General features: G+C 36.9%; 23 protein-coding genes and 1 other RNA gene. 17 read left to right on the forward strand and 7 right to left on the reverse strand.

Annotated elements, in window-relative coordinates:
* Positions 1-34: 34 nt before the first annotated feature.
* Complete coding sequence (locus RU96_RS05855; RefSeq protein ID WP_071864606.1) at positions 35-1147, forward strand: sortase domain-containing protein; 1113 nt, start codon at positions 35-37, stop codon at positions 1145-1147.
* 66 nt (positions 1148-1213) lie between these two features.
* Here RU96_RS05855 and RU96_RS05860 read toward each other — a convergent pair whose 3' ends face one another.
* The 4 genes from RU96_RS05860 to RU96_RS05875 form a co-directional block, all read right to left on the reverse strand.
* A complete protein-coding gene (locus RU96_RS05860) occupies positions 1214-1693 on the reverse strand; it encodes a universal stress protein (RefSeq protein ID WP_071864607.1) in 480 nt (159 codons plus the stop codon).
* Positions 1694-1801: 108 nt separating this feature from the next.
* The gene (locus RU96_RS05865; protein ID WP_071864608.1) at positions 1802-2077 is read right to left on the reverse strand and encodes a hypothetical protein; all 276 of its coding nucleotides are present in this window, start codon (positions 2075-2077) and stop codon (positions 1802-1804) included.
* Positions 2078-2150: 73 nt separating this feature from the next.
* A non-coding RNA gene (gene ssrS, locus RU96_RS05870) (6S RNA) lies at positions 2151-2345 on the reverse strand.
* Between the two features lie 173 nt (positions 2346-2518).
* Complete coding sequence (locus RU96_RS05875) at positions 2519-3817, reverse strand: replication-associated recombination protein A (protein WP_071864609.1); 1299 nt, start codon at positions 3815-3817, stop codon at positions 2519-2521.
* Between the two features lie 367 nt (positions 3818-4184).
* Between RU96_RS05875 and RU96_RS05880 the strand changes: the two genes are divergently transcribed.
* The 7 genes from RU96_RS05880 to dtd all read left to right on the forward strand — a co-directional run bounded on the left by RU96_RS05880 (position 4185) and on the right by dtd (position 10689).
* The gene (locus RU96_RS05880) at positions 4185-4817 is read left to right on the forward strand and encodes a DNA-3-methyladenine glycosylase (protein ID WP_071864610.1); all 633 of its coding nucleotides are present in this window, start codon (positions 4185-4187) and stop codon (positions 4815-4817) included.
* A 2-nt stretch (positions 4818-4819) separates the two neighbouring features.
* The gene (locus RU96_RS05885) at positions 4820-5302 is read left to right on the forward strand and encodes a DUF3013 family protein (RefSeq protein WP_071864611.1); all 483 of its coding nucleotides are present in this window, start codon (positions 4820-4822) and stop codon (positions 5300-5302) included.
* 80 nt (positions 5303-5382) lie between these two features.
* Positions 5383-6330 carry a 50S ribosomal protein L11 methyltransferase gene (gene prmA, locus RU96_RS05890; protein ID WP_071864612.1) on the forward strand — a complete coding sequence of 316 codons (948 nt, stop codon included), beginning with the start codon at positions 5383-5385 and terminating at the stop codon, positions 6328-6330.
* A 1-nt stretch (position 6331) separates the two neighbouring features.
* Positions 6332-7078 carry a 16S rRNA (uracil(1498)-N(3))-methyltransferase gene (locus RU96_RS05895; protein ID WP_071864613.1) on the forward strand — a complete coding sequence of 249 codons (747 nt, stop codon included), beginning with the start codon at positions 6332-6334 and terminating at the stop codon, positions 7076-7078.
* 12 nt (positions 7079-7090) lie between these two features.
* Positions 7091-7747, forward strand: a complete 657-nt coding sequence (locus tag RU96_RS05900; protein WP_071864614.1) for a beta/alpha barrel domain-containing protein — start codon at positions 7091-7093, stop codon at positions 7745-7747.
* Positions 7748-8028: 281 nt separating this feature from the next.
* Positions 8029-10239: a RelA/SpoT family protein gene (locus RU96_RS05905; RefSeq protein ID WP_071864615.1), complete on the forward strand. Its 2211-nt coding sequence runs from the start codon at positions 8029-8031 to the stop codon at positions 10237-10239.
* A 3-nt stretch (positions 10240-10242) separates the two neighbouring features.
* Positions 10243-10689, forward strand: coding sequence for a D-aminoacyl-tRNA deacylase (gene dtd / locus RU96_RS05910; protein ID WP_071864616.1), 447 nt, complete (start codon positions 10243-10245; stop codon positions 10687-10689).
* A gap of 111 nt (positions 10690-10800) precedes the next feature.
* On the opposite strand, the gene RU96_RS05915 is transcribed toward dtd, so the two are convergent.
* Positions 10801-11691 carry a GIY-YIG nuclease family protein gene (locus RU96_RS05915; protein ID WP_071864617.1) on the reverse strand — a complete coding sequence of 297 codons (891 nt, stop codon included), beginning with the start codon at positions 11689-11691 and terminating at the stop codon, positions 10801-10803.
* 122 nt (positions 11692-11813) lie between these two features.
* On the opposite strand from RU96_RS05915, the gene RU96_RS05920 reads away from it, so the two are divergent.
* The 9 genes from RU96_RS05920 (at position 11814) to RU96_RS05960 (ending at position 21790) form a co-directional block, all read left to right on the forward strand.
* Positions 11814-12317: a methylated-DNA--[protein]-cysteine S-methyltransferase gene (locus tag RU96_RS05920; RefSeq protein WP_071864618.1), complete on the forward strand. Its 504-nt coding sequence runs from the start codon at positions 11814-11816 to the stop codon at positions 12315-12317.
* Between the two features lie 105 nt (positions 12318-12422).
* Entirely contained in the window at positions 12423-14078 is a 1656-nt protein-coding gene (locus RU96_RS05925; RefSeq protein WP_071864619.1) for a phosphoenolpyruvate carboxykinase (ATP), read from the forward strand.
* Between the two features lie 99 nt (positions 14079-14177).
* Positions 14178-15572 (forward strand): glutamate decarboxylase, encoded by a 1395-nt coding sequence (gad, locus tag RU96_RS05930; protein WP_071864620.1) that lies wholly within the window; start codon positions 14178-14180, stop codon positions 15570-15572.
* 118 nt (positions 15573-15690) lie between these two features.
* Positions 15691-17196, forward strand: a complete 1506-nt coding sequence (locus tag RU96_RS05935; protein WP_071864621.1) for a phosphohexomutase domain-containing protein — start codon at positions 15691-15693, stop codon at positions 17194-17196.
* A gap of 82 nt (positions 17197-17278) precedes the next feature.
* Complete coding sequence (locus RU96_RS05940) at positions 17279-17482, forward strand: hypothetical protein (RefSeq protein WP_071864622.1); 204 nt, start codon at positions 17279-17281, stop codon at positions 17480-17482.
* Between the two features lie 148 nt (positions 17483-17630).
* Positions 17631-18305: a two-component system response regulator SapR gene (gene sapR, locus RU96_RS05945; RefSeq protein WP_071864623.1), complete on the forward strand. Its 675-nt coding sequence runs from the start codon at positions 17631-17633 to the stop codon at positions 18303-18305.
* 73 nt (positions 18306-18378) lie between these two features.
* Complete coding sequence (gene sapS, locus RU96_RS05950) at positions 18379-19404, forward strand: two-component system sensor histidine kinase SapS (RefSeq protein ID WP_071864624.1); 1026 nt, start codon at positions 18379-18381, stop codon at positions 19402-19404.
* Positions 19405-19501: 97 nt separating this feature from the next.
* The gene (locus tag RU96_RS05955; RefSeq protein WP_071864625.1) at positions 19502-20377 is read left to right on the forward strand and encodes a GRP family sugar transporter; all 876 of its coding nucleotides are present in this window, start codon (positions 19502-19504) and stop codon (positions 20375-20377) included.
* A 42-nt stretch (positions 20378-20419) separates the two neighbouring features.
* Positions 20420-21790, forward strand: a complete 1371-nt coding sequence (locus RU96_RS05960) for an amino acid permease (RefSeq protein ID WP_071864626.1) — start codon at positions 20420-20422, stop codon at positions 21788-21790.
* Positions 21791-21841: 51 nt separating this feature from the next.
* Here RU96_RS05960 and RU96_RS05965 read toward each other — a convergent pair whose 3' ends face one another.
* Together RU96_RS05965 and RU96_RS05970 are read right to left on the reverse strand one after the other, a co-directional pair.
* Positions 21842-22621 (reverse strand): ABC transporter ATP-binding protein, encoded by a 780-nt coding sequence (locus tag RU96_RS05965; RefSeq protein ID WP_071864627.1) that lies wholly within the window; start codon positions 22619-22621, stop codon positions 21842-21844.
* 233 nt (positions 22622-22854) lie between these two features.
* Positions 22855-24051 (reverse strand): toxic anion resistance protein, encoded by a 1197-nt coding sequence (locus RU96_RS05970; protein WP_071864628.1) that lies wholly within the window; start codon positions 24049-24051, stop codon positions 22855-22857.
* Positions 24052-24094 lie beyond the last annotated feature (43 nt).

The raw sequence follows: 24094 nt of genomic DNA on the forward strand, positions 1-24094 counted from the left end.
TTTAAAAAATAAAGAAAAAATAGAGGAGAGGGCTATGAAAAAAAGAGAATTGCTATTTGCGAGCATTATGTTAGTTTGTCTTTTATCTGCTGGAATTAGCTTTTTTAAAGTCTACGCCAGTGCTGAACGACGGATGGATCAAGTGCTAGTCGACAAGATTACATTGCCCGCTGCCACAAAAAAGCATGTAATGAAAGAAGCATTATTAGAAGCTGCCCACTTAAATGAGATGCCGCAAGTTACAAAAGTAGAAATTCCGCAATTAGTTTCTATGCAAGAAGCTAAAATTGGCCAGTATCAAATTCCTTTAAAGGTTTATGTTCGTTTTAATAAAGTATTAACTCGTACCGTAACAGTGAATTTAGTTGATCAAACGGCGCCAGTTATTCACCAAGTAAAACCATTACAATTTTCTTATGGTGCAAAATTTAAGTGGGAAGATTACCTAGATATCAAAGATGATGTGGATGGTACAATCTCCTTAGCTGAAAGCCAAATCGACAAGGTAGACACTAAAAAAGTCGGGAAGCAAAAAGTGACAGTACAAGTCAAAGATAGGGCTAATAATATAGCAAAAAAAGAGCTAGAAGTAGAAATATTCCCAAAAATACAACATAATGCGACTGCCAGCGCAAAAAATACAGAATATGACAGTGTCAACCGCGCCCTTGCACCTAAAACAATTAAGGCGCAATCACAAGGTCAAACACAAAAAGAAATGTCTCCTACTTCTAATGAAGAAAGTCCTAATTCAAATAAATTAAAAAACGTCTTACAATTTAATGGTCAAACCATTCCTTTTAGACACATGCCAGGCGCTAGTGCGGCTCCTGAAACAGGGGCGGCAACTTGGAAGGGGACTGGCTTGGTTAAAGATGGGGAACCAACCCATTTTATTGGTCACAATCCAGGTGATTTTCATAGTGTGATGGAACTGTACGTTGGCGCACCGATTACAGTTTATGATGATTACGGTGACAAAAAGACTTACCATGTTTATGAAGTGATAGACGTTACAGATGAAGGATATAATGCAAATGATTTAAAAGATGACGTGTTGCCACGACTATTGGATGAAAAAGGAGAGCGCATTAGCTTACAGACGTGTATCGACGAACAGATTAATCGTTGTGTATTGGCTCGTTAATAAAAAACTGAAACAGGTGATTGAAAAGTCAACCACTCGTTTCAGTTTTTTTATTATCGTTAGCATTTAATCTTTTTCATTTTCTGGTTCTACTACTTTATTATCTAAATCAGTTCGAACCACCAACACATCACAAGGAGCGTTACGAATAACATATTCTGAAACAGAACCGATGAACAGACGTTCCACTGCATTTAATCCTGTTGCACCCAACATAATCAAGTCTACCTCGTGTTCTTGCGGTAGTTGTTTGGCGATAATTGGTTTTGGTGCGCCGTATTCAATCACAGTTTTAATGTTGTGACATTCTTGTTCTTTGGCGTAAGTGGCATAATCATCGAGAGTTTGTTTGGCCATTTCTGTCGCTTGTTCTGCTAACATGCCATCAAAAGAAGATACAGTTTGGAAAGCACGTGTATCAATAACATGAGCAATGAGTAGTTTTGCTTCATTTCGCTGCGCAACATTCACCGCTTTTTTAAAAGCTAATTCTGCTTCACTGGAACCATCAACAGCCACCATAATTGTTTTATATTGTTGTAACATTTTTCTCACTCCTTTACTTTGACAACGCCTCATAAAGCATCTTGTTATCTACAGTTTTATTGTAAACTACTTTAAGAGAATTGCAAAAAGGAAGCTATTGCAAAAAGATTATTTATTAAGTGATTTGGCTAATTTCAGACTAAAAAGAGCTGCAAGAATGAGTGCTAGAAAGATGTAGAGCAAAATGATAGTTTTTAAATTTACGACTGCTGTGATAAAGCCTAAAATTGCAAAAACAAAGTATAGTTGACCATAAGTATTTAAAAAACTTAAATCTTCTTTATTTGAAGCTAACAAAGGTGTTAGTAAGTGAGGCTTTTTCAATAAAATATAGCTTAAAAACAATAAAACTAAAGCAAATAAAATGACTAAGATCCGAATCATAAAATAAAACTCCTCTAAGTTAAAAATAAAAGCCGTCTGTCAAAAGACAGGCGGCTACATTCATAAAGAATGGGTAATATCCGTCGATGCCGTTATTCGTCCCATAGTATTGATCCCGCAGTTTCTAGCAGGTGGGTTCCACGGTTAGAGTATCGAACTACCAAAGGAAAAGGCATGTTACCAACTCTCACACAGGACGGATCCCAATATATCAATAAAAATGTTCGGTCAACACACAAAAAGGATAACTCGTACATCACAGAATTCCCACTTACATAGTAGCATAGGGGGACAAAAGTAGCAACCAGATTGCTTTAGTTTTGTAAACGCTATCTATGACAACTTATCTTATTAAGACTACTGTAGTGTCATGTAAAGCAGCTAACGTAAACAATTTTTGGAAAAAGTGTTCACATTTTTAAGCTACTTAAACGAAATAGTTTAGTCTGATAGTTTTTTCGTTTTACGGTTTTGTTGCTGCCACTCTTTGATACGGTAATACTGTTGACCTAAAGCTTGTTCATATTTACCGGATGCTTTTGGTTGATAATAGTGGGCATCTTTAATTTTATCTGGTAAATATTGTTGGTTTACCCAAGCGTCTTCAAAATTATGAGGATACTGATAACCGATACCACGAGCTAAATCTTTTGCCCCTTGGTAGTGACTATCTTTTAAGTGGTCAGGGACATCACCTGTAGCGCCAGTGCGGATGTCTTGAATAGCTGCATCTAGTGCTGCATAGGCAGAATTTGATTTAGGTGAAAGACATAAGTCTACTACACAATCTGCTAAAGGAATGCGAGCTTCTGGGAGTCCTAAGCGTTCGGCAGCTAAAACGGCATTAACTGTGCGCGCGGCTGCGGCTGGGTTGGCCAAACCAATATCTTCATAGCCGATAACCATTAGACGACGGCAAATAATCGCTAAATCTCCTGCTTCAACTAAACGTCCTAAATAATGGAGTGCAGCATCGACATCACTGCCTCGAATGGATTTTTGAAAAGCAGAGATCACATCGTAATGGGCATCGCCATTTTTATCATGGGTAAGAGCTTTTCTTTGGATACATTCTTCAATAATGCTAAGTGTTAAGTGGATAATGCCATCTTGTTCGGGAGTTGAGCGTACGGCTAACTCCAAGCCATTTAAAGCGCTACGTAAATCACCGTTAGTAGCTCGTGAAAGATGAAGGCGGGCGTTTTCATCAATTTTGACTGGATAATTTCCCAGACCGCGCTCTTTATCTGCTAAAGCCAAATCGACCGCTTGTAAAATATCTTCTTCTGAAAGTGGCTTGACTTCAAAAATTTGACAGCGACTTCGAATCGCCGGATTGATGGTAATATAAGGGTTCTCGGTTGTAGCTCCAATCATGATAATGCGTCCACTTTCTAAGTGAGGCAAAAGAAAATCTTGTTTCGTTTTATCTAAGCGATGAACTTCGTCTAGTAATAAAATTACGGTTCCGCTCATTTTAGCTTCTTCAGCTACGACTTGTAAATCTTTTTTAGTATCAGTAGCGGCATTTAACATGCGAAAAGCATATTTAGTTGAGCCTGCAATAGCAGAGGCAATACTCGTTTTGCCAGTACCTGGTGGTCCATATAAAATCATCGAAGACAACATCTTGGCCTCCACCATCCGACGAATAATTTTACCTGGTCCAACTAGCTGTTGCTGGCCGACGACCTCATCTAAATTACGAGGGCGCATACGATAAGCAAGTGGCTTTTGCATAGGAAGAAAGCCTCCTTTTTTAGTTTATAAAATTAATTGAAAAATTTTGAATTGTAATTACTAAACGTGCATTTTAGTTACAAGAACAGATTATAAAATTTTGCTCTTTTTAGCTACGGATAGTTAACCCGATAAGCTGATTAAAGTATAACATAGCTTTTTTGAAATGAAATTTTAGCGCTGAAGAGATGAGATTGGGGAATTTTTAGAAGCAATTTGCAGAACAGTTTCACACAATTTCGTCTTAATGCTAAAGAGTTAGCCACGTTTGTTCCACTTTTTTTATAATTGTGGTAAATCCTTAAAAATCAACTGATTTCGTGGTCAGAAGGACGTCTTTTGTGTACAATGAGAAAAGGTGAATGTCATGCAAACATTAAAAGAAGTAAAAGAAATTTTGAATACAAAAACAACATCGGAAATTGCGGAATACTTAATTGGCATGTATATCGAAAATATCACACCAAAGGGCATTACAGCCGGATATATTGTCGATTGCGAGGCGTATTTAGGACCAGAAGATGAGGCCGCACACAGCTATGGTATGAGAAAAACGCCCCGTGTACGAGCGATGTATGAAAAAGCGGGAACGATTTATCTTTATACGATGCATACGCATTTGATTTTAAATATTATTACGCAGAAAAGTGGTTTGCCGCAAGGTGTGATGATTCGCGCACTTGAGCCAGCAGAAGGAATAGAATTAATGAAAGAAAATCGGGGCGGAAAAAATGGACCACAACTTAGTAACGGTCCAGGTAAGTTAGTGGCAGCTTTAGGGGTCACCAAAGATTTGTATGGACAGTCTATCTTTTCTAGTTCCTTACGATTGGTGCCAGAAAAAAAGCGCACTGCCAAAGAAATTTTACGACTACCACGAATTGGAATTCCTAATAAAGGTCAGTGGACACAAATGCCGTTGCGGTATGCGGTAGCTGGAAATCCCTATATTTCACAACAAAAGAAAAATCAAATTAGAGAAGATTGGGGCTGGAAATAAAAATGAAAACGAATATTTTAACTTATTTAGATGAAGCGTTAACTAAAAAGGTATCTGATTATGATGTCGCCCTTGATTGGGATAAAAAAAATCATACGATTGAAATCGTCTTACGTCTTTTTGCAGAAAACAAAGAAAAACTGACCATTGACGATGCCACAGGGGTGGAGTCAGAAGAAGAAATTATTGAATTTGAAGATGGTATTTTATTATTTAATCCGGCAAAATCAAAATTTAATGAAGCTGATTATTTAGCCGTTTTACCTTATGAAGGCAAAAAAGGTATGGCAAAAGCGATGCTAGACGGTTTAGTGGACTACTTAAAAGATGTCTTAGATAAAGGTCAAAGTGACTTGTTAGACTTTTTAACAGATGAATCAGCGGCTGTTTTTGAGCTGACGTTTGACCATGATGTTTTATTTGCTTTAATGAACAGTTATAAAGCAAAAGATGGGGATAGTTATATTCCTTATCCTGCTTACTAAAATGTATAAAGTAGTGTAGAGCAAGTAAAATAGCGTTTAGCGCTTTAAACTGCTGAAAATCTTAATTGAGGTGTACAACAATGAAATGGAATGAAATTAAAGTAGAAACCGCCAGTGAAGCAGTTGAAGCTGTAGCCAATATTTTAATGGAAGCTGGTGCTAGCGGGGTGGCCATTGAAGATAGTCTAGATGCAGAGTATTTTCAATCGGACGCTTTTGGTGAGATTTTAGATAAGACAGATTTTATTAACTTAGAAAAAGGGGCCGCAACAGTACAAGCTTACTTCCCAGAAACAACCTTTTTACCAGAAATCTTGCCTTTTATTAAAGAGCGTATTAATAAACTACCTGAATTTGGTTTAGCGGTGGGAAAAAATAATGTGACCACAAGTGAAGTTTCTGAACAAGATTGGGCGACAGCTTGGAAAAAATATTATCATCCAGTCCGTGTCACGCGCTATTTAACGATCGTACCGCAATGGGAAAGTTACCCAGCGACAATGCCAGAAGAAAAAATTATTACGTTAGATCCCGGCATGGCTTTTGGGACAGGAACACACCCGACAACAAATTTAACATTACAAGCATTAGAGATGACTTTACGTGGTGGCGAAACGTTACTAGATGTCGGCACTGGTTCAGGGGTATTAAGTATTGCCAGTAAATTTTTAGGTGCAAAAGATGTTTATGCTTTTGATTTAGACGAGGTGGCGGTGCGCTCTGCCCAAGAAAATATGGATTTGAATCCTGTCGCAAAAGACGTTCACGTGAGCGCTAATGATTTATTAAACGGGGTTACAATTGAAGCTGACGTAATTGTTGCCAATATTTTAGCTGACATTATCATCAAAATGGTTCCCGATGCTTATCGTTTATTAAAGGATACTGGAACGCTGATTGTTTCAGGAATTATTGAAGATAAAAAAGCGGAAGTACTAGAAGTGCTGGAGGCAAATGGATTTTACGTGGCGCAAGTCTTGCAGCAAAAAGATTGGTTTGCGATTATTCTGAAAAAAGAGGAAGTTTAACATGCAACGTTATTTTATTTCAACGCCTTACCAAAGAGAGGAAATTCGTTTAACCGGCGAAGCTTTCCACCATATGATTCGGGTAATGCGTATGAAACCAGATGATGAAGTTTATCTTGTTTACGCAGATCAAATTGCGATCGTTGCAAAAATTGTCGCAATTGAAGAAAATGCGGTTATTTTAACAGAAGTGGCAAAAGAGTTGCAAAACAAAGAATTACCCCTTCTAGTTACGATTGCCAGTGGTTATCCAAAAGGTGATAAGTTGGAATGGATTGTTCAAAAAGGGACCGAGCTTGGTGCTTATGAATTTATTGGTTTTCCCGCACAAAGTTCAGTCGTGAAATGGGATGAAAAAAAATTAGCTAAAAAACAACAACGTTTAGCTAAAATTGCCCAAGAGGCAGCTGAACAATCCCAACGACAATTAACACCAAATGTAACTCTTTTGGCAAATGAAGGACAGTTGTGGGATAAATTAACCGACTATGATGCGATTGTGGTAGCTTATGAAGAATCAGCTAAACAAGGGGAAAAGGCACAGTTAGTAGAAGTTTTGCAAAGTTTGCCTGCTGGTAGTCGGCTGTTGGCTATCTTTGGACCAGAAGGTGGTATCACACCTGCTGAAATTAAAAAAATGACCGCAGCTGGCGGTAAATTATGTGGTTTAGGACCGCGAATTTTGCGAACTGAAACTGCCCCTTTGTATTTATTAAGTGCAATTAGCTATCAATGGGAATTACTATAAAGAGGTGAAAGTATGGACGTTAGTGAGGTTGTCAGCTTACGCTTAGTTAACCCAGCTATGACAGATTGGGATTTTAAAGATCAACTTTTAGCATTACAAATCCAACCGGTAAAAGAAATCGTTGTGTTGCCAAATCACCTAGAACGTGCAAAACAACTTTTGGCGCGAACAACTATAAAAATTGGCACAGTGATTGACTATCCTTTAGGAAATGGTACGATTGCTAAAAAAGCTTTTGAAGTGGGGAAAGCTTTTCAAAGTGGAGCTGATTTTTTAGAAATTACGGTTTCACCAACTATGCTAATTCAGCAAAGTGAGCAAGCACAAGTTTTACAACAGACATTACATTCATTGGCAATGGCTTGGGGTGAAATCAGAATTCGGGTGGATAGTCGTCATTTAAAAGAGCTCCAAAAAATTGAAATTGCAGAAACTATTAAAAAATTAGGTTGGAATCATCTTGTACTAGGAGAAGGTGATTCTTTTGAAAATGCCAAGCATGATGCTACCATTTTTGCCTATGACGCAGGTAAGGCTGTGGAGTTACAAATTAATCTGATTAAACCCGATACAAAACAACTACAAGAATTACTTTTAAGTGGGGCAGACTGCTTTGGTGTTTTTACGTTAGAGAATTTAGATTTAACGGCAAAATTAAGGGTAGTTTAAATAAGGTTGCAGTAATTGAAATCACGTTTACATCTAGTGTATAATAAGCCTAATTATGGAAAAGTACCGCTTTAAAGTCGGTACTTTTCTTACTAATCGCACTAGTAGTGTTTAGAATTAAAGCGTAACGATGTTTAACTTTAGAGAGGAACTTTTGGGACTATTAAGTCGAAATTTTGAATCAGTACATGCTGAATGATCAAGATTCCGCCTTAGTACTTCGTGAAAAGTCCTTTGTAAAGTTTTTCTTATCAGTTGTGAAAAAGAAAAGAGGTATGCTTGTGGCAAAAGATGAAATACTAACAGGTCCTGGCGTGATTCGTTTAGTTAGTCAATATATGAGTGCCGAACATGTGGCTTTTGTACAAAAAGCTTTAGATTATGCTACTGAGGCCCACAAAGAACAATTTCGCAAATCTGGGGAACCTTACATTATTCATCCGATTCAAGTTGCTGGTATTTTAGCTGAACTGCATATGGATCCACACACTGTTGCTACGGGCTTTTTACATGATGTAGTAGAAGACACACCCATTACTTTAGCGGATTTAACCCGAGACTTCGGCAGTGATGTGGCTATGTTAGTGGACGGGGTTACAAAACTTGGGAAAATTAAATACAAATCTCATGAAGAACAGTTAGCGGAAAATCACCGTAAAATGTTAATTGCCATGGCACAAGATTTACGGGTAATCATGGTGAAATTAGCCGATCGTTTGCATAATATGCGCACGTTAAAACATCTAAGAGAAGATAAACAACGCCGAATTGCCAAAGAAACACTGGAAATTTATGCGCCATTAGCCCATCGTTTAGGGATTAGTCGGATTAAGTGGGAATTAGAAGATACGGCACTTCGTTATTTAAATCCACAACAATACTACCGCATTGTGCATCTTATGCAGACAAAGCGAGATGAGCGAGAAGCTTATGTGGCAGAAACAGTTGAAGAAATTCGCGTAGCCACCGAGGAATTGGATATTTACGCCGAAATTTATGGTCGTCCTAAACATATTTATTCAATCTATCGCAAAATGGTCGACCAAAAGAAAAAGTTTGAAGAGATTTATGACCTGTTAGCTATTCGAGTTATTGTAGATACTATTAAAGATTGCTATGCCGTCTTAGGTACCATTCATACAAAATGGAAACCAATGCCAGGCCGTTTTAAAGATTATATTGCAATGCCAAAAGCCAATATGTATCAGTCTTTACACACGACAGTAATTGGACCTAAAGGCAATCCAGTGGAAATCCAAATCAGAACCCATGAAATGCACGAAATAGCAGAATTCGGGGTAGCTGCACATTGGGCTTACAAAGAAGGCAAAACCGATAAAGTGAAGCCGGATAAAATGACCAATCAAATCAGTTGGTTCCGTGAAATTTTGGAACTTCAAGATGAAAGTTACGATGCTTCTGAATTTATGGAAGGTGTTAAAGGCGACATTTTTAGCGATAAAGTGTATGTTTTCACACCAAAAGGCGATGTCACCGAGTTACCTCAAGGATCTGGACCACTTGACTTTGCGTATAGTATTCATACGGATGTGGGCAATAAAACCACTGGTTCCAAGGTTAACGGCAAAATGGTACAGTTGGATTATAAATTAAAAAATGGGGATATTGTTGAAATTTTAACCTCACCAAATTCTTTTGGTCCTAGTCGCGACTGGTTGAAATTAGTGGCAACGAGTAAAGCCAAAAATAAAATCAAACGCTTCTTTAAAGCGCAAGATCGCGAAGAAAATGTTCAAAAGGGTCACGATGCCGTTTATAAAACGTTGCAAGAAATGGAATTCTTACCAAAAGATTACATGAACAAAAATAAAATGGCAGAACTTTTGGAACGCTTTAATTATCAATCAGAAGATGATTTATATGCCGCTGTTGGTTATGGCGAAGTGAGCCCTACCACTGTAGCTAATCGTCTCACAGAAGAAGAACGTCGCCTACAAAAAGAAGAAAAAGAAAAACAAAAAGTACAAGATTTAATGAATCAGCCACCTACTAAAAAAGAAGAACGGATGAAAGTTCGTCATGATGGTGGTATCGTTATTGAAGGGGCAGACAACTTATTAATTCGTATTAGTCGTTGTTGTAATCCTGTGCCAGGAGATGACATTGTCGGTTATATCACCAAAGGCCGTGGCATTTCCATCCATCGCCGTGATTGCCCAAATGTTCAGACAGAAAACGCTCAAAAGCGTCTTATTGAAGTAGAATGGGAAGATACTTCTAATAATTCAAAAGAATATGACGCTGATTTAGAAATTTATGGCTATGATCGTTCTGGTTTATTAAATGATGTTTTACAAACAGTTAACGCTATGACCAAGCGTTTACAAAGTGTGGAAGCAAAATCGAATAAAGATAAAATGGCAACGATTCGTATTACAGTTGGCATTCAAAATTTAACCCATTTAAAACAAATTGTGGATAAAATTAAACAAATACCTGAAGTTTATAGCGTCAGACGGACAAAGGGGTAAAAGATGAAAGCAGTTATTCAGCGCGTCAAATCTGCTAGTGTAACGATTGATAATCAAATTGTTGGCAGTATTCAGCAAGGATTTATGATTTTACTGGGAATCCATGAAGAAGATACTAAAGAAGATGTGGATTATTTAATCCGTAAGATTACCATGATGCGCATTTTTGAAGATGAAGCTGGTAAAATGAATTTGAATATTGAGGCAGTTGCCGGCAGTATTTTAAGTGTTTCGCAATTCACACTTTATGCAGATACTAAAAAAGGTAATCGTCCTAGTTTTGTCAAAGCCGCGCGACCAGAACAAGCGATTCCGCTTTACGAAGCGTTTAATGAAGGCTTACGACAAAGTGGTTTGCAAGTAGAGACTGGAAAATTTGGGGCCGATATGCAAGTAGCACTAGTAAATGACGGACCGGTAACAATTATTATAGATACACGAGATAAATAAAATATGACCTGAAGGAAAATGCTGTTAAAGTGTTTTTCTTCAGGTCTTTTTTAATAAAAGGTGTTTATCTTTTATAAAGATAAAAAAGATAAAGTTAAATTGCTCCAGTTGTTAGTGATGCTGGGTATAGTAACTTCGTAAAATATCTAAAGGATCAACGTCTGCTTTTTCTAAAGGCTGTGATGAAAAGTCTCCTGGTGGAAATACTACTGGTTGATCATTTTTTAAAATTTCAGTTTTAACGATCTGGCCATAAGCGATAAAATAAATTTTTTGTTTTTCTTCTGTTACGGGGATTTTTAAAAGCAATTGTTGTTGTTGGCAGAAATCTGTGCGCTGTTTTATATAATGATAGAAGTGTTGGCACAGCTCTAATTGTTCTTTTAGTAATTGGGCATGTTCAAAGTTTTGCTGGTTGGCGCTATAGGCGATACGTTGGTTTAATAAAGTAAAAAAAGTGGTTTCTTTACCAGCAAAAAAGGACTGGCAATTTGAAAAACGGGTCGCTAATGGTATTGTTTCTACTTCCGGTAGTTGTTGGCGAATCATTTGTTGCGTTACCCGATTGGTACCAGGCAATAGATAGGTCTCAGCTAAGATGGATAAAATCTGAGGTAATTTTTTATATTGACGAAATGGCCCAAAGCTCGTGTTAGTAGACGTTGGTGTTAGTTGCATTTTTGCTGCGCTAAAGTCGACATAACAGTAATTTTGATAATAGTTCATGATGCGATTGTAATGCGGATGAATTTCTTGGATTAATCGGCACTCCAATAATAACGCGTCTAGTTCAGTCTCCACTAATCGAACTTCCAAATCGGCAATATTAAAAATCATCCGCTGCACTTTTTTAGAATGTTGCTGGTTTTTTTGAAAATAAGAACGAACGCGCTGTTTTAAATTTTTTGCTTTCCCTACGTAAATCACATCGCCGTGAATATCTTTCATTAAATAAATTCCTGGTGTGGTAGGTAATCTTTTTAATTTATCTTGTAAAGTCATATTCTCGTCTCTTTTTATCATTTTAGTGGGTTTAGTATAACGTAAAAAGCTCATTTAGCCAAAATACATTTAACCAAGTAATTCTCAAAAATTAAGGGTACAATAATAACGAGGTGAAAGAGATGGAAACAATTTTTGTTGATCGTTTTAGTATTGATTCTTATCAATTTGTGGTTGGGCGCATTGCAAATGGCGTTTGTTACATTGGCATAGAAGATGTCGCAGCTACTGAATTAGCTAAATTTTTTAAAGGCTGGCCCTTACAAGCTGTAAAAGGGAGCAGTGAGGATGTCAAAAGAGAATTAACGGCATATTTTAATGGAACATTAGAAAAATTTAATTTTCCTGTTGCTCTAATTGGAACTGATTTTCAAAAGAAAGTATGGCAAAAAGTAAAAGAAGTTCCATATGGTACCACGACTTCATACAGTCAGATTGCCCAACAAGTTGACAATGAAAAAGGAGTACGAGCCGTCGCGAATGCAGTAGGACGCAACCCGTTAATGATTGTTGTTGCCTGTCATCGCATTATCGGTAAAAATGGTCGGCTAACAGGTTATCGTGGTGGTATCCCAATGAAAGTAGCTTTGCTGGAAAAAGAAGGAATATCTGAATTTGCATATTAAATTTTTTTAAAGAAAATAAAAAGACAAGTAACCATTGTTGTATTATAATTAATTTATTATCATGTAAACACTTTAATTTTAATATAATTGATTGGAGGACGACAGATGGCAACGATTGGCACTTATTCGCATCAGGATATTTCACCTGATAATTCTTTATTTTCTAGTTTTAAAACAATGGTAGAATCGGTTTTTTACGGTAATAATGTCACGCCGGTTTTAGATTTAACGACCGCTTATAATTTAGCAAAAGAAGCACCAGGGGCAGTTATTACCGATATGCCGGTAATTCACACCAAAGAACTAGGCTTACCGGAGGATGCTAAAATACTTGTTTTTAATGATGGGAAAGTCACCGGCCGAACAGCTGCAGCTCGTAGAGTAATTGGGCAGCCAGGCATTGACCGGACACTTTTTGAAGGAATATTACGGCAGGCATTGTATACAGGACGCAGCCAAAAGTTTTATCGTGGTGAAGTTGTTGTCGGCTTGGATTCAGAATTTATGGTAAAAGGGCATTTATTATTGCCAACGGGTTATGAAACCAATTTTTATTCTTATTTATTGAATTTTCAAATTTTAACCAATGAGTTTCAGAAGTTATACGGAAATTCTATTTCATATCCTGAAAACGATATTTATTTATATGCTGATCCAAATTGGTCACATCCTGATTTTCCTCATGGCTTAGCATTATTTGATCCAGAACATAACGTTGCAGCAGTGTTAGGTTTAAATTATTTTGGCGAACTAAAAAAAGCCACCTTAACTCTAGCTTGGGCCACAGCTCATCGTAATGGTTTTATTGCCTGTCATGGTGGCATGAAACAATATCACAAAAAAGATAGCAAGTTTACAATGGCAGCTTTTGGTCTTTCTGGATCAGGTAAATCTACTATTACGTTAGCCAAACACGGGGATAAATACCAAGTAGATGTTTTACATGACGATGCTTTTGTTATCAACAAAGAGCATGGCTCAACGACTGCCCTAGAACCGGCTTATTTTGATAAAACACAAGATTATCCTTTAGATGATGAGGCTGTAAAATATTTTCTGACTTGTCAAAATGTCGGTGTCACCTTAGACAATGAAGAGAAAAAAGTCATTGTTACCCAAGATATCCGCAATGGGAACGGACGCACAGTTAAATCCCGCTACGTAACAAAAAATCGGGTAGATCATTTAAATGAAGCGATTGATGCAATCTTTTGGATTATGAAAGATGACAGTTTACCCCCAGTTATAAAAATTGAAGATCCAACCTTGGCAGCTGTCTTTGGCTTAACCCTTGCAACCAAACGAACCACTGCTGAAAATGTAGTTGGAAATGTCGACTTGGATAAATTGGTAATTGAACCCTTTGCCAATCCTTTCCGATGCTATCCATTAGGGCAAGATTATGCTGATTTTCGTGATATTTTTGCTAGTAAAACGACAGCGACTGCTTGTTATATCTTAAATACCGGTTTTTACAAAGGTAAGAAAGTGAAGCCTAAAGATACATTAGGCTCAATTGAAAAAATCGTAGATGGAACCGCTGAATTTAGTGCCTTTGGACCGTTGAGTAATATGAGTTATTTACCAGTTGACGGTTTTGAAGTTGATTTTTCCGATCCAACTTATATTGATCAGTTGCGGATTCGAATGCAAGGGCGTCTTGATTTCATTTTGGCGCAAAAAACAGAAAATGAAGGATACAACGCTCTTCCAGCAGAAGTCGCCCAAGCGATGGAAAAATTGCTGGCTGAATTAGCTTAAATAGTAAAAAATCCGCAAAAAAAATTTTTTTGCGGGTTTTCTTTTGATTAACGTAATAGCGATGAGATAAAAGTAGCAATGAAAATGGGAGTGAAAAAAATGTTATATGAAAAAAAAGATCGCCGCGAAGCAGAATATTTAGAACCCATATTTGGAACCAAAAACGAAGATGAAGTCTTACCTTCTTACAAATTGGCTCAAGAATCAGTGGAACCGCGGGTTGCGTATCAAATGATTAAAGATGATCTGTTAGATGAAGGCAAAGCACGATTAAATCTAGCGACTTTTTGTCAAACTTATATGGAGCCAGAAGCGGTGAAACTAATGAGTGAAACATTAGATCGCAACGTGATTGATAAATCAGAATATCCCCGGACAGCAGAAATCGAGAATCGCTGTGTCAACATTATCGCAAATTTATGGCATGCTCCAGAAAATTTTATTGGAACTTCGACGATTGGTTCTTCAGAGGCGTGTATGTTAGCGGGCATGGCTATGAAATTTGCTTGGCGTAAGCGGGGCGAAAAAGCTGGAATAGCACTAAAAGAAAAAAAGCCCAATTTAATTATTTCTTCTGGCTACCAAGTTTGCTGGGAAAAATTTTGTGTTTATTGGGATATTGAATTACGGGAAATTCCATTGACGACAGACTGTCTTTCTTTAGATGTAGAAAAGGCAGTGGCAGCAATTGACGAATATACAATTGGTATCGTAGGGATTTTGGGTATCACCTATACCGGACAATACGACAATATCAAAAAATTGGATGAGTTGTTGACAACTTATAACGAACAAACAGAGCAAAAAGTTTTTATTCATGTTGACGCAGCTTCTGGCGGATTATATGCACCTTTTGTTGAACCGGAATTAAAATGGGATTTTCAACTAGATAATGTTATTTCCATTAATGCTTCAGGTCATAAATATGGGTTGGTGTATCCAGGAATTGGTTGGGTATTGTGGAAAGACAAAACTTTTTTACCAGAAGAACTAGTTTTTAAAGTGAGTTACTTAGGGGGAGAATTACCAACAATGGCGATTAATTTCTCGCATAGTGGTGCGCAATTGATTGGGCAATATTATAATTTTGTTCGTTTTGGCTATAAAGGGTATCAAAGTATTCATAAACGGACCCATGATGTCGCCCTTTATTTAGGAGAGAAATTAAAAGAAGCAAAACAATTTGAACTAATTAATACCGGAGACCAACTTCCTCTACTGTGTTATAAATTAGTCGCGGATAAGACCAGAAAATGGACGCTCTATGATCTTTCTGATCGCCTTTTAATGAAAGGATGGCAAGTTCCAACGTATCCTCTACCGAAGAATTTAGACGAAGAGATCATTCAGCGCATTGTCGTCCGGAGTGATTTTGGAATGAATATGGCTCACGATTTTATTGAAGATTTAAAAGTGGCGATTAAAGAATTAGAACAGAGCCATTTAGTCTTTCACGAAAAAAAAGAACGAAAAAATTATGGCTTTACTCACTAACTTTACAAAGTTCAAATATTTTCGTGATAGATAAAAGTATTTTTTACCAAAAAAGTAATGCTTCTAAAAAAAGAATCTGTTATACTGAAGAAAAGCGTTTTCAGAAAGGGTGCTTATTTTGGCAAAGAAATTACCATTAGCATTGAGTTCAGATATTCGTGGTATTGCAGTAGCGACAACAGATTATAAAGAAAATTTAACTCCCTATGAAATAGAAAAAATTGCAGGTGGCATCATTTCTTTTTTAATCAAAAAAGGATTAGAAGAAAAATACAATCAAGGTAAATTAATTATCGGAATCGGCCAAGATAGTCGTATTAGTGGTCGGGCATTAAAAGAAGCAATGGTGGCTTCGTTTAACGCGCAAGGTGTACAGGTAATTGACTTTGGTTTAGCTACTACGCCAGCGATGTTTATGAGTACGCAATTTCCACAATTTTCTTGTGATGCGGGCATTATGCTAACCGCAAGTCACCTGCCTTATTATTACAATGGGGTAAAAATTTTTACCAAAACAGGGGGCGCAGAAGCAGAAGATGTGGCGTATATCATGGCGCATTCAAACCAACACAAAAACGGTTTAAAGGGAACAAGTCAAACTGCGGATCTTATTTCTGTTTATAGTGCTGATTTAGTTGAAAAGATAAGTTTAGCAACGAAAGAATTTGGAGAAAAACCGCTGGAAGGTTGGCATATTATCGTGGATGCTGGCAATGGGGCGGGAGGCTTTTTTGCTGAAAAAGTCTTGCAAGTATTAGGGGCAGATACTACCGGTTCGCAATTTTTAAACCCAGATGGTCATTTTCCCAATCATATTCCTAACCCCGATAATAAAGAGGCGATGGCAAGTATTAAAGCAGCAGTGTTGCGAGAAAAGGCCGATCTCGGCGTTATTTTTGATACTGACGTTGATCGTGCAGCTTTAGTGGGACCTGATGGCGCCGTTTTGAACCGCAACAATTTAATTGCCGTGTTAAGTAATATTGTTTTAACCCAACATAAAGGTGCTGTAATTGTAACCAATTCGCCGACAAGTGATCATTTAAAAACGTTTATTGAAGCGTTAGGGGGCAAGCAAGTCCGTTATATTTCGGGCTATCGGAATGTGATCAATAAAATGATAGCGTTAAATAATGAAGGAATTGACACCCAACTTGCCATTGAAACAAGTGGTCATGCGGCTTTTAAAGAAAATTATAACCTCGATGATGGCGCCTATGTCGTAGCCAAAATTTTAATGATTTTACCACAATTAAAAGCCAAAGGGCAAACGATTAATGACCTCATTGCCCAATTGAAACAACCTGCCCAAACAATGGAAATACGTCTGAAAATTAATGAAACTAATTTTAAAGACTATGGACAAAACGTAATTGATGCCTTAAGAAAAGCGGACTTTGTCGGCTTTAAAGAAGATACAGAAAATGAAGAAGGCGTGCGAATGATTTTAAGTGAACCTTATGGCACAGGCTGGTTTTTATTACGCTTAAGTTTACATGAGCCGCTACTTGTTTTACAAATAGAAAATGATGAAAATGATATGATTCAAAAAGTCCTGCCTATTTTACGTAAGTTTTTCGCTACTTTTACTAGCTTAGACCTGACATCTTTAGACAAAAAATAAGATTTGTCAAGATACCGCTTGCAAACAAGAAGATTTTGCGTAAAAATAAAGCTGAAAAGGTTTTAGTAAAAGGGGATTGAAAATGATTGGTTGGGTTTTAATGGGTGCCACTCTCATCACTTATGGCAGTAATTTTTTAGCGTACCGCTATCTGAAAAGACGACGGAGTGATTGGTTTGAAAAGATTGCTTTATACTTTGGCGTGAATATGAGTGTTTTATTTGCTGATGGCCTATTTTTATTTTGTGCCAAATTAGTCGAAGAAGGTATTTTAATAATTGAATAAAGTAAAGATACTTCTCATAACTTTTATGGGAAGTATTTTTTAATTCGCTAAGTTATTTTTAAATCTGGTGTCAGAACTTGCGACAAAAAACAAAATGCGCTAATTTGATATTATAAGCTTCACTAAATGTGTCTGATAGGAGGATATCATGGCAAAAATTATGGTAGTAGAAGACGAAGGTGTAATTCGTCAACTAATTATGGAAGAATTGAAAAAATGGCAATTTGAGGTTTTTGGGACTACTGATTTTGAAAATGTTTTTGATGATTTTTTAGCACAAGAACCACAATTAGTTTTATTGGATATTAACTTACCAGTTTTTGACGGCTACTATTGGTGTCAAAAAATTCGGGAGGTCTCCAAAGTTCCAATTATCTTTATTTCCAGTCGTAATACTAATATGGATATGATTATGGCGATGAATATGGGGGCGGATGATTTTGTCACAAAGCCTTTTGAATTGGATGTTTTAGTTGCTAAAATCAATGCATTACTGCGCCGTTCTTATAATTATTCTGAGGCCAGTAGCGAAACTCTCGTTCATAATGGTCTAACGCTAAATGTGGATAATAGTACGATGGTCATTCAAGATGAAGTTATTGATTTAAGTAAAAATGAATATCGTTTGCTGTACATTTTAATGAAAAATAACGGTAAGATTTTATCACGGGAAAAATTATTACGCGCATTATGGGATGATGAACGCTATGTGGATGATAATACGTTGACGGTAAATATTAATCGTTTGCGCCGTAAAATTGAACAGGCCGGTGTAAAAGATTATATTGAGACAAAAGTTGGTCAAGGATATCTTGTTCCTTAGTAAACTATGACTTGTAAGTAAGAAAAGCCCGCTTTACAAAAAAGGATAAAAATTTTAGTTGATAGGAGCTACAATGAACTTTTTTAAATATTTAAAAGATCAATGGCTATTGATTTTTGCTTGGGTAGGCTTTGTATTTTTGACCGCTTTTATAATGTGGCTGACGCCAGGATTTCAAATGAATTGGCGTAACATTGGCTATTTGGCTTTGATTGAAGGCGTCTTTTTCAGCTTATTTTTGGCTTACCATTATTATTATAAGCGACGCTGGTGGCAAAAGTTGCAAGTGGGTGAAGAAGAAAGTTCTATTCAAAATTATTTAGCCGGAGCGAGAACCCATGAAGAACAACTGCAACAAGATTTTATTAATCAAATTATTCGTGAACATCAAGTCCATATGCAAAAAATTGTAGCCGCACAAGAAGATCAAAAAGATTATATCGACTCTTGGGTTCATGAAATTAAGGTGCCTCTTGCGGCCAGTCAGCTGTTACTGCATGCAGTGGAGTTTGATATTCCGGATGAAAAATATATGCAGTTGGAAAATGAATTAGGCAAAATTGACGGCTATGTCGAGCAAGTTTTATACGTAGCCCGTTTGGATAATTTCTCAAAAGATTATTTGATTGAAGAAACCCAATTAAAAAAAGTTATTCAACCTATTATGCGTAGTAACGCCAATTATTTTATCCAAAAAAAATTGCGTTACCAAGTAGTGGGAGAGGATCAGCGGGTGTTAACTGATGGGAAATGGATTGGCTTTATTTTTCAGCAATTATTAAGTAATGCCATTAAATATACACCAGAAAACGGCGAAATCCTTATTTTACTCGATCAATCTGCTAAAGGTGTCACTTTAGCGGTAAAAGACAATGGAATTGGAATTCCAAAAGAAGATTTACGTCGGATTTTTGATAAGGGGTTTACAGGACAAAACGGCCGCTTTTCAGAAATGCACGCCACCGGTTTAGGCTTGTATTTAGCGCAAAATTTAGCCCAACAATTAGGGGTGACGTTAACCGCTGAATCAACCGTTGGGGTAGGAACGACCATGACACTTTTCTTTCCTTATGTGTCTTATTATCAAGAACAACGCTAAACTCGCAGAAAACTGCGAGTTTTTTCTTGTCTGCAAAACGTTTTCACTGCTACACTGTTTGGGTGTCTTTTTAGAATTAGAGAAAAGGAGAATGGAAATGGCTATATTAGTAGCATTAATACCAATGTTTGCCTGGGGCAGCATTGGTTTGGTAAGCGGAAAATTAGGTGGGGATGCCAACCAACAAACACTTGGCATGACGATGGGAGCATTTATTTTTTCACTAGGAATCTTCTTTGTGATGCGCCCAACAATTGATATGATGACAATTATTGTCGGCTTTATTTCTGGATTATTTTGGTTTGTTGGCCAAAATGGACAATTTCACGCCATGAAAGCAATGGGTGTTTCAGTGGGATTACCCCTTTCAACTGGCATGCAGTTGATGTTAAATACGATCGCAGGGGCAATCTTTTTCCATGAATGGCAACATGGTCGTGACTTTGTTTTAGGCTTTTTAGCCTTAGCATTACTCGTTGCTGGTGCTTATTTAACTTCCCGCAAAGATCCAGACGGTAAGAGTGAACCAGAAGCAGGAAGAAAAATGTATGATTTTGGTAAAGGTTTTCGTTTCTTGTTTGTTTCAACAATCGGGTATGGTCTTTACACTATTATTATTACATGGGCAGGACTTGATCCTTTAGCGATTATTTTGCCACAAAGTGTTGGGATGCTAACTGGAGCGTTATGTTTTTCAGCGAAAAAAGTTGCTTTTGACAAATATGTTTGGCGGAATATTACCTCTGGTCTTTTGTGGGGAATTGGGAACATTTGTATGTTATTATCCATCCAAACAGTTGGCTTAGCAGTTGGTTTTTCTCTATCGCAAATGGGTATTATTATTTCAACTTTAGGTGGTATTTTCTTATTGGGGGAACACAAGACAAAAAAAGAAATGTTTTATGTCATTATCGGTTGCCTTCTTGTTATTTTTGGTGGTATTCTTTTAGGATATATGAAGGCTTTAGCTTAGAAGCCAAAAAAGAATTCTAGTTAGATTATGAGGGGGAGCGCAATGGATTTTCGTAAAAAAGAGATTAAAACAAGTCATGCAACAGACTTAAAGCGCAATTTACAGTTAAAAGATTTGATTATGTTAGGAATTGGGGCCATTATTGGTACTGGTATTTTTGTTATAACTGGCGTACCAGACGCTAATCAGGCTGGTCCAGCCTTAACCTTATCTTTTGTATTAGCAGCTGTTGTTGTTGGTCTATCTGGACTTTGTTTCGCTGAATTTTCAGCGCGAATCCCCGTTATTGGTGGTCCTTATGCCTACATGTATGTTGTTTTTGGCGAATTTGCGGCCTGGTTTACGGGCTGGTTTTTGATTTGTGAGTTTTTATTAGCTGTTTGTTCCGTCGCTTCAGGCTGGTCAGGGTATATGCAAGGTTTTTTGGGCAGTTGGGGCATTCATTTACCAAAGGCATTAACGGCAGGCTATAATGCTGCCAATGGTACGTATATTGATTTAATTGCGGCTTTAGTTATTGTCTTTATTACTTTTTGGGTTAGCCAAGAAGCTAAAAAAGCACTGCGTTTAAATAATGCGATGGTATGGGTGAAATTTTTCATTATTATTTTATTTATTGCTGTCGGTATTTTTTATATTAAACCTAATAATTGGACGCCATTTATGCCTAATGGAATTGGTAGCGTCTTTAAAGGATCATCGCTAGTTTTCTTTGCCTTTTTAGGTTTTGATTCTGTTGCCATGGCGGCTGAAGAAGTGAAAAATCCGCAAAAAGATGTTCCCAAAGGCATTATTGGCTCAATTGGGATAGCAACAGTTTTATATATTATTGTCACTTTAATTTCAACTGGAGCAGTACCTTTTGCTAAATTACAAGTATCTGATCCCATGGCTTTTGTCATGCGTTACGCTGGTCATGGTTTAATTGGCTCTATTATCTCTGTTGGGGCAATTTTAACGTTATTGACAGTGACGATTTCTATGATGTATTCATTAGCTCGGCTATTATATGCAATTAGTAAAGATGGTTTGTTACCAAAACAAATGCAAAAAATTGATAAAAAGACGCGTACACCAAAAAATGCAACGTTTGTGGCAGGTGCTTTTGCTTTATTCTTTGCCGCTGCTTTTCCTTTGCAAATTTTAGCGGAATTAACCAACATTGCTGCTTTGGTTTACTTGATGATGGTCTCTGGTGGGATTTTGAAATTACGCAAAGAATTTGGTAAACCAGAAAAAGGTCAATTCGCAGTGCCATGGGTACCAGTTTTACCGATTGTATCTGTTTTAGCATGTGTCTTTTTAATTGTGCAATTTAGTATCACAACTTATATTGTGTTTGCGATCACGTTGATTTTAGGATTAGCGATTTACTTTTTCTATGGTTACCGCAATAGTGCAATGAATAAATAATAAAAATGTCATAGGAGTTCATCTGGGTGAGAACTTCTATGACATTTTTTATTATTGCGGATAAACGAGTATTCGCTCTTTCATAAAGGGCATAATTTGTATTTTACGTTGATAAAAATTATTTAAAATGGCAGGAGTAAGTAATTTTTGTGGTGTTCCTTTGGCAAAAATTTTGCCATTTGAAATCATGAGTACATGGGAAATAAAAGGAAGAATTTCTTCTATATGATGAGTAACAAATAAAATAGTAGGTGCATCCTTTTGGCATTTTAATTGTGCAATTCTTACTAATAAATCTTCTCGGGCAAATAAGTCTAATCCATTACAGGGTTCATCTAAAATTAAAAGCTCGGGATCTGCCATAAGGGCACGAGCAATCAGAACAACTTGTTTTTCTCCTTGAGATAGAATTTGATAAGATTTATGGTGAAGATTATCTCCACCTAACATAGCGAGTAATTCAGCCGCTTTTTTTTCATCGGCAGTACTGTAATCTTGCCACAAACCAATGCTTGAAAATTTGCCGGAGATTACAATTTCAAGAGCTGTGTCACTTTGGTAAAGTTTGGCTTGAACGACATTACTGACCCAACCAATACGTTTTGCTAAGTCTGGGATATTTGCCTTACCGAATTCAGCTCCTAAGACTGTCAATTTACCACTTGATGGCCACAAGTTTCCGGCAATTAATTGTAGCAGTAATGTTTTTCCCGCCCCGTTTAAGCCAAGAATAGCCCAATCTTCACCATGTCTAATTTGCCAGTTAATATTTTCAAGTAAAAATTTTTGGTTGCGGATTAAATGAACTGCTTCAAAATCTATAATAGCCATCGTTTTTCTCCTTAATTGACAGAATTTTTTTACAATTTCATCATAACAAACGAAACTTACTTTTGCCATTGAACAAGTAAGTTTAATTAAGGAAGACAAAATAAGGTGTGACAAGATTCTTGTCACACCTTATTTTGTCGAATAAACGCTATTAAAGAAACAACTTCTTAAATCAGTTGAAATTTCTTGAAGCGCATCACTTTTAGTCCGATTACTTCAATGTTAAAGTAGTTTCATTTTTCGTTTTGGGTTAGTTCTAGTAGACGTTGTTTCAAATCAGCCTCCATATGACCAAGTTCTACTTCGGCTGCTCGTCGTTTTTCTTTTCCTTCCCGTTGAATTTGTAACGTTTGTTGAATTGTTTCAACTAAGTCGTTTTGAGTCTTTTGCAAGGTTTCAATGTCAACGATACCGCGTTCGTTTTCTTTGGCGGTTTCAATTGCGGAAACTTTCAACATTTCAGAGTTTTTCTTCAATAATTCATTGGTTGTTTCAGAAACTTGACGTTGTGCCGTTACAGCATCTTTTTGACGTAATAAGGTTAATGCAATCACTACCTGATTTTTCCATAATGGAATAGCGGTATTGACAGATGCTTGAATTTTTTCAGCTAACGCTTGGTTCGTATTTTGAATTAAGCGAATCTGAGGGGCTTGTTGAATCGTAATTTGTCGTGCTAAACGCAAATCATGAGTTCGTTTGTCTAAACGGTCTAAAAATTGATTGTAGTCATTGACAATTTGCACGTCCATTTGATCACCAGTAGCTTGGGCTTTTTCAACAGCTTCTGGAATAATTTTTGTTTGCAATTCTTCCATCTTTAATTCGCCTGCGGCAATGTAAAGATTTAAAGCATCAAAATAGTCTTTGTTTTTATGATAAAGTTGTTCTAGCATCAAATTATCTTTTAGTAGCCCATCTTTTTCTTTGTCCAGTTTAACGGCAATTTTGTCAATTTGAGCACCGATTTTTTGATATTTGGCGGTAATTTCATAAATGGATTGTTTAACTTTACCAAACATCCGTTTAAAGACGTTGCCTTCTCCGGCTCTTAAATCATCTGGATTGGCTTCGTTTAAGCGATACATTAAATCAGTTAAAGAATCACCCACAGGACCGATATCGGCAGCTTGGACATGATTTAACATGGATTGAGAAAACTCGCTTAATTTTTGTTGCGCGACAGCGCCATAGGTAATCACCCCTTGTTGATCTGTCACATCAATTTTTGCCGCTAATTCTTGGGCTTGTACTTTGCGCTCATCAGGTAATTTGTCAACTAAGCGCTCAGCTTTTTGTTGATCTTTTAAAACATTAATTTCATTTTGTTGTGTTTGGGTTAAAGAACCTACCGGGGTAGTAAATGGATTGTTTAATAAATCGTCTAATGTTTGATCGACGTTTTGTTGTGTTTCAGGTGTATCGGTCATCTTCATTCCTCCAGTTTTACTTGGTTTTCGTAATTAAAAGTTT

The organism is Enterococcus canintestini (genome assembly GCF_001885735.1).
Taxonomy (GTDB): Bacteria; Bacillota; Bacilli; order Lactobacillales; family Enterococcaceae; genus Enterococcus_C; species Enterococcus_C canintestini.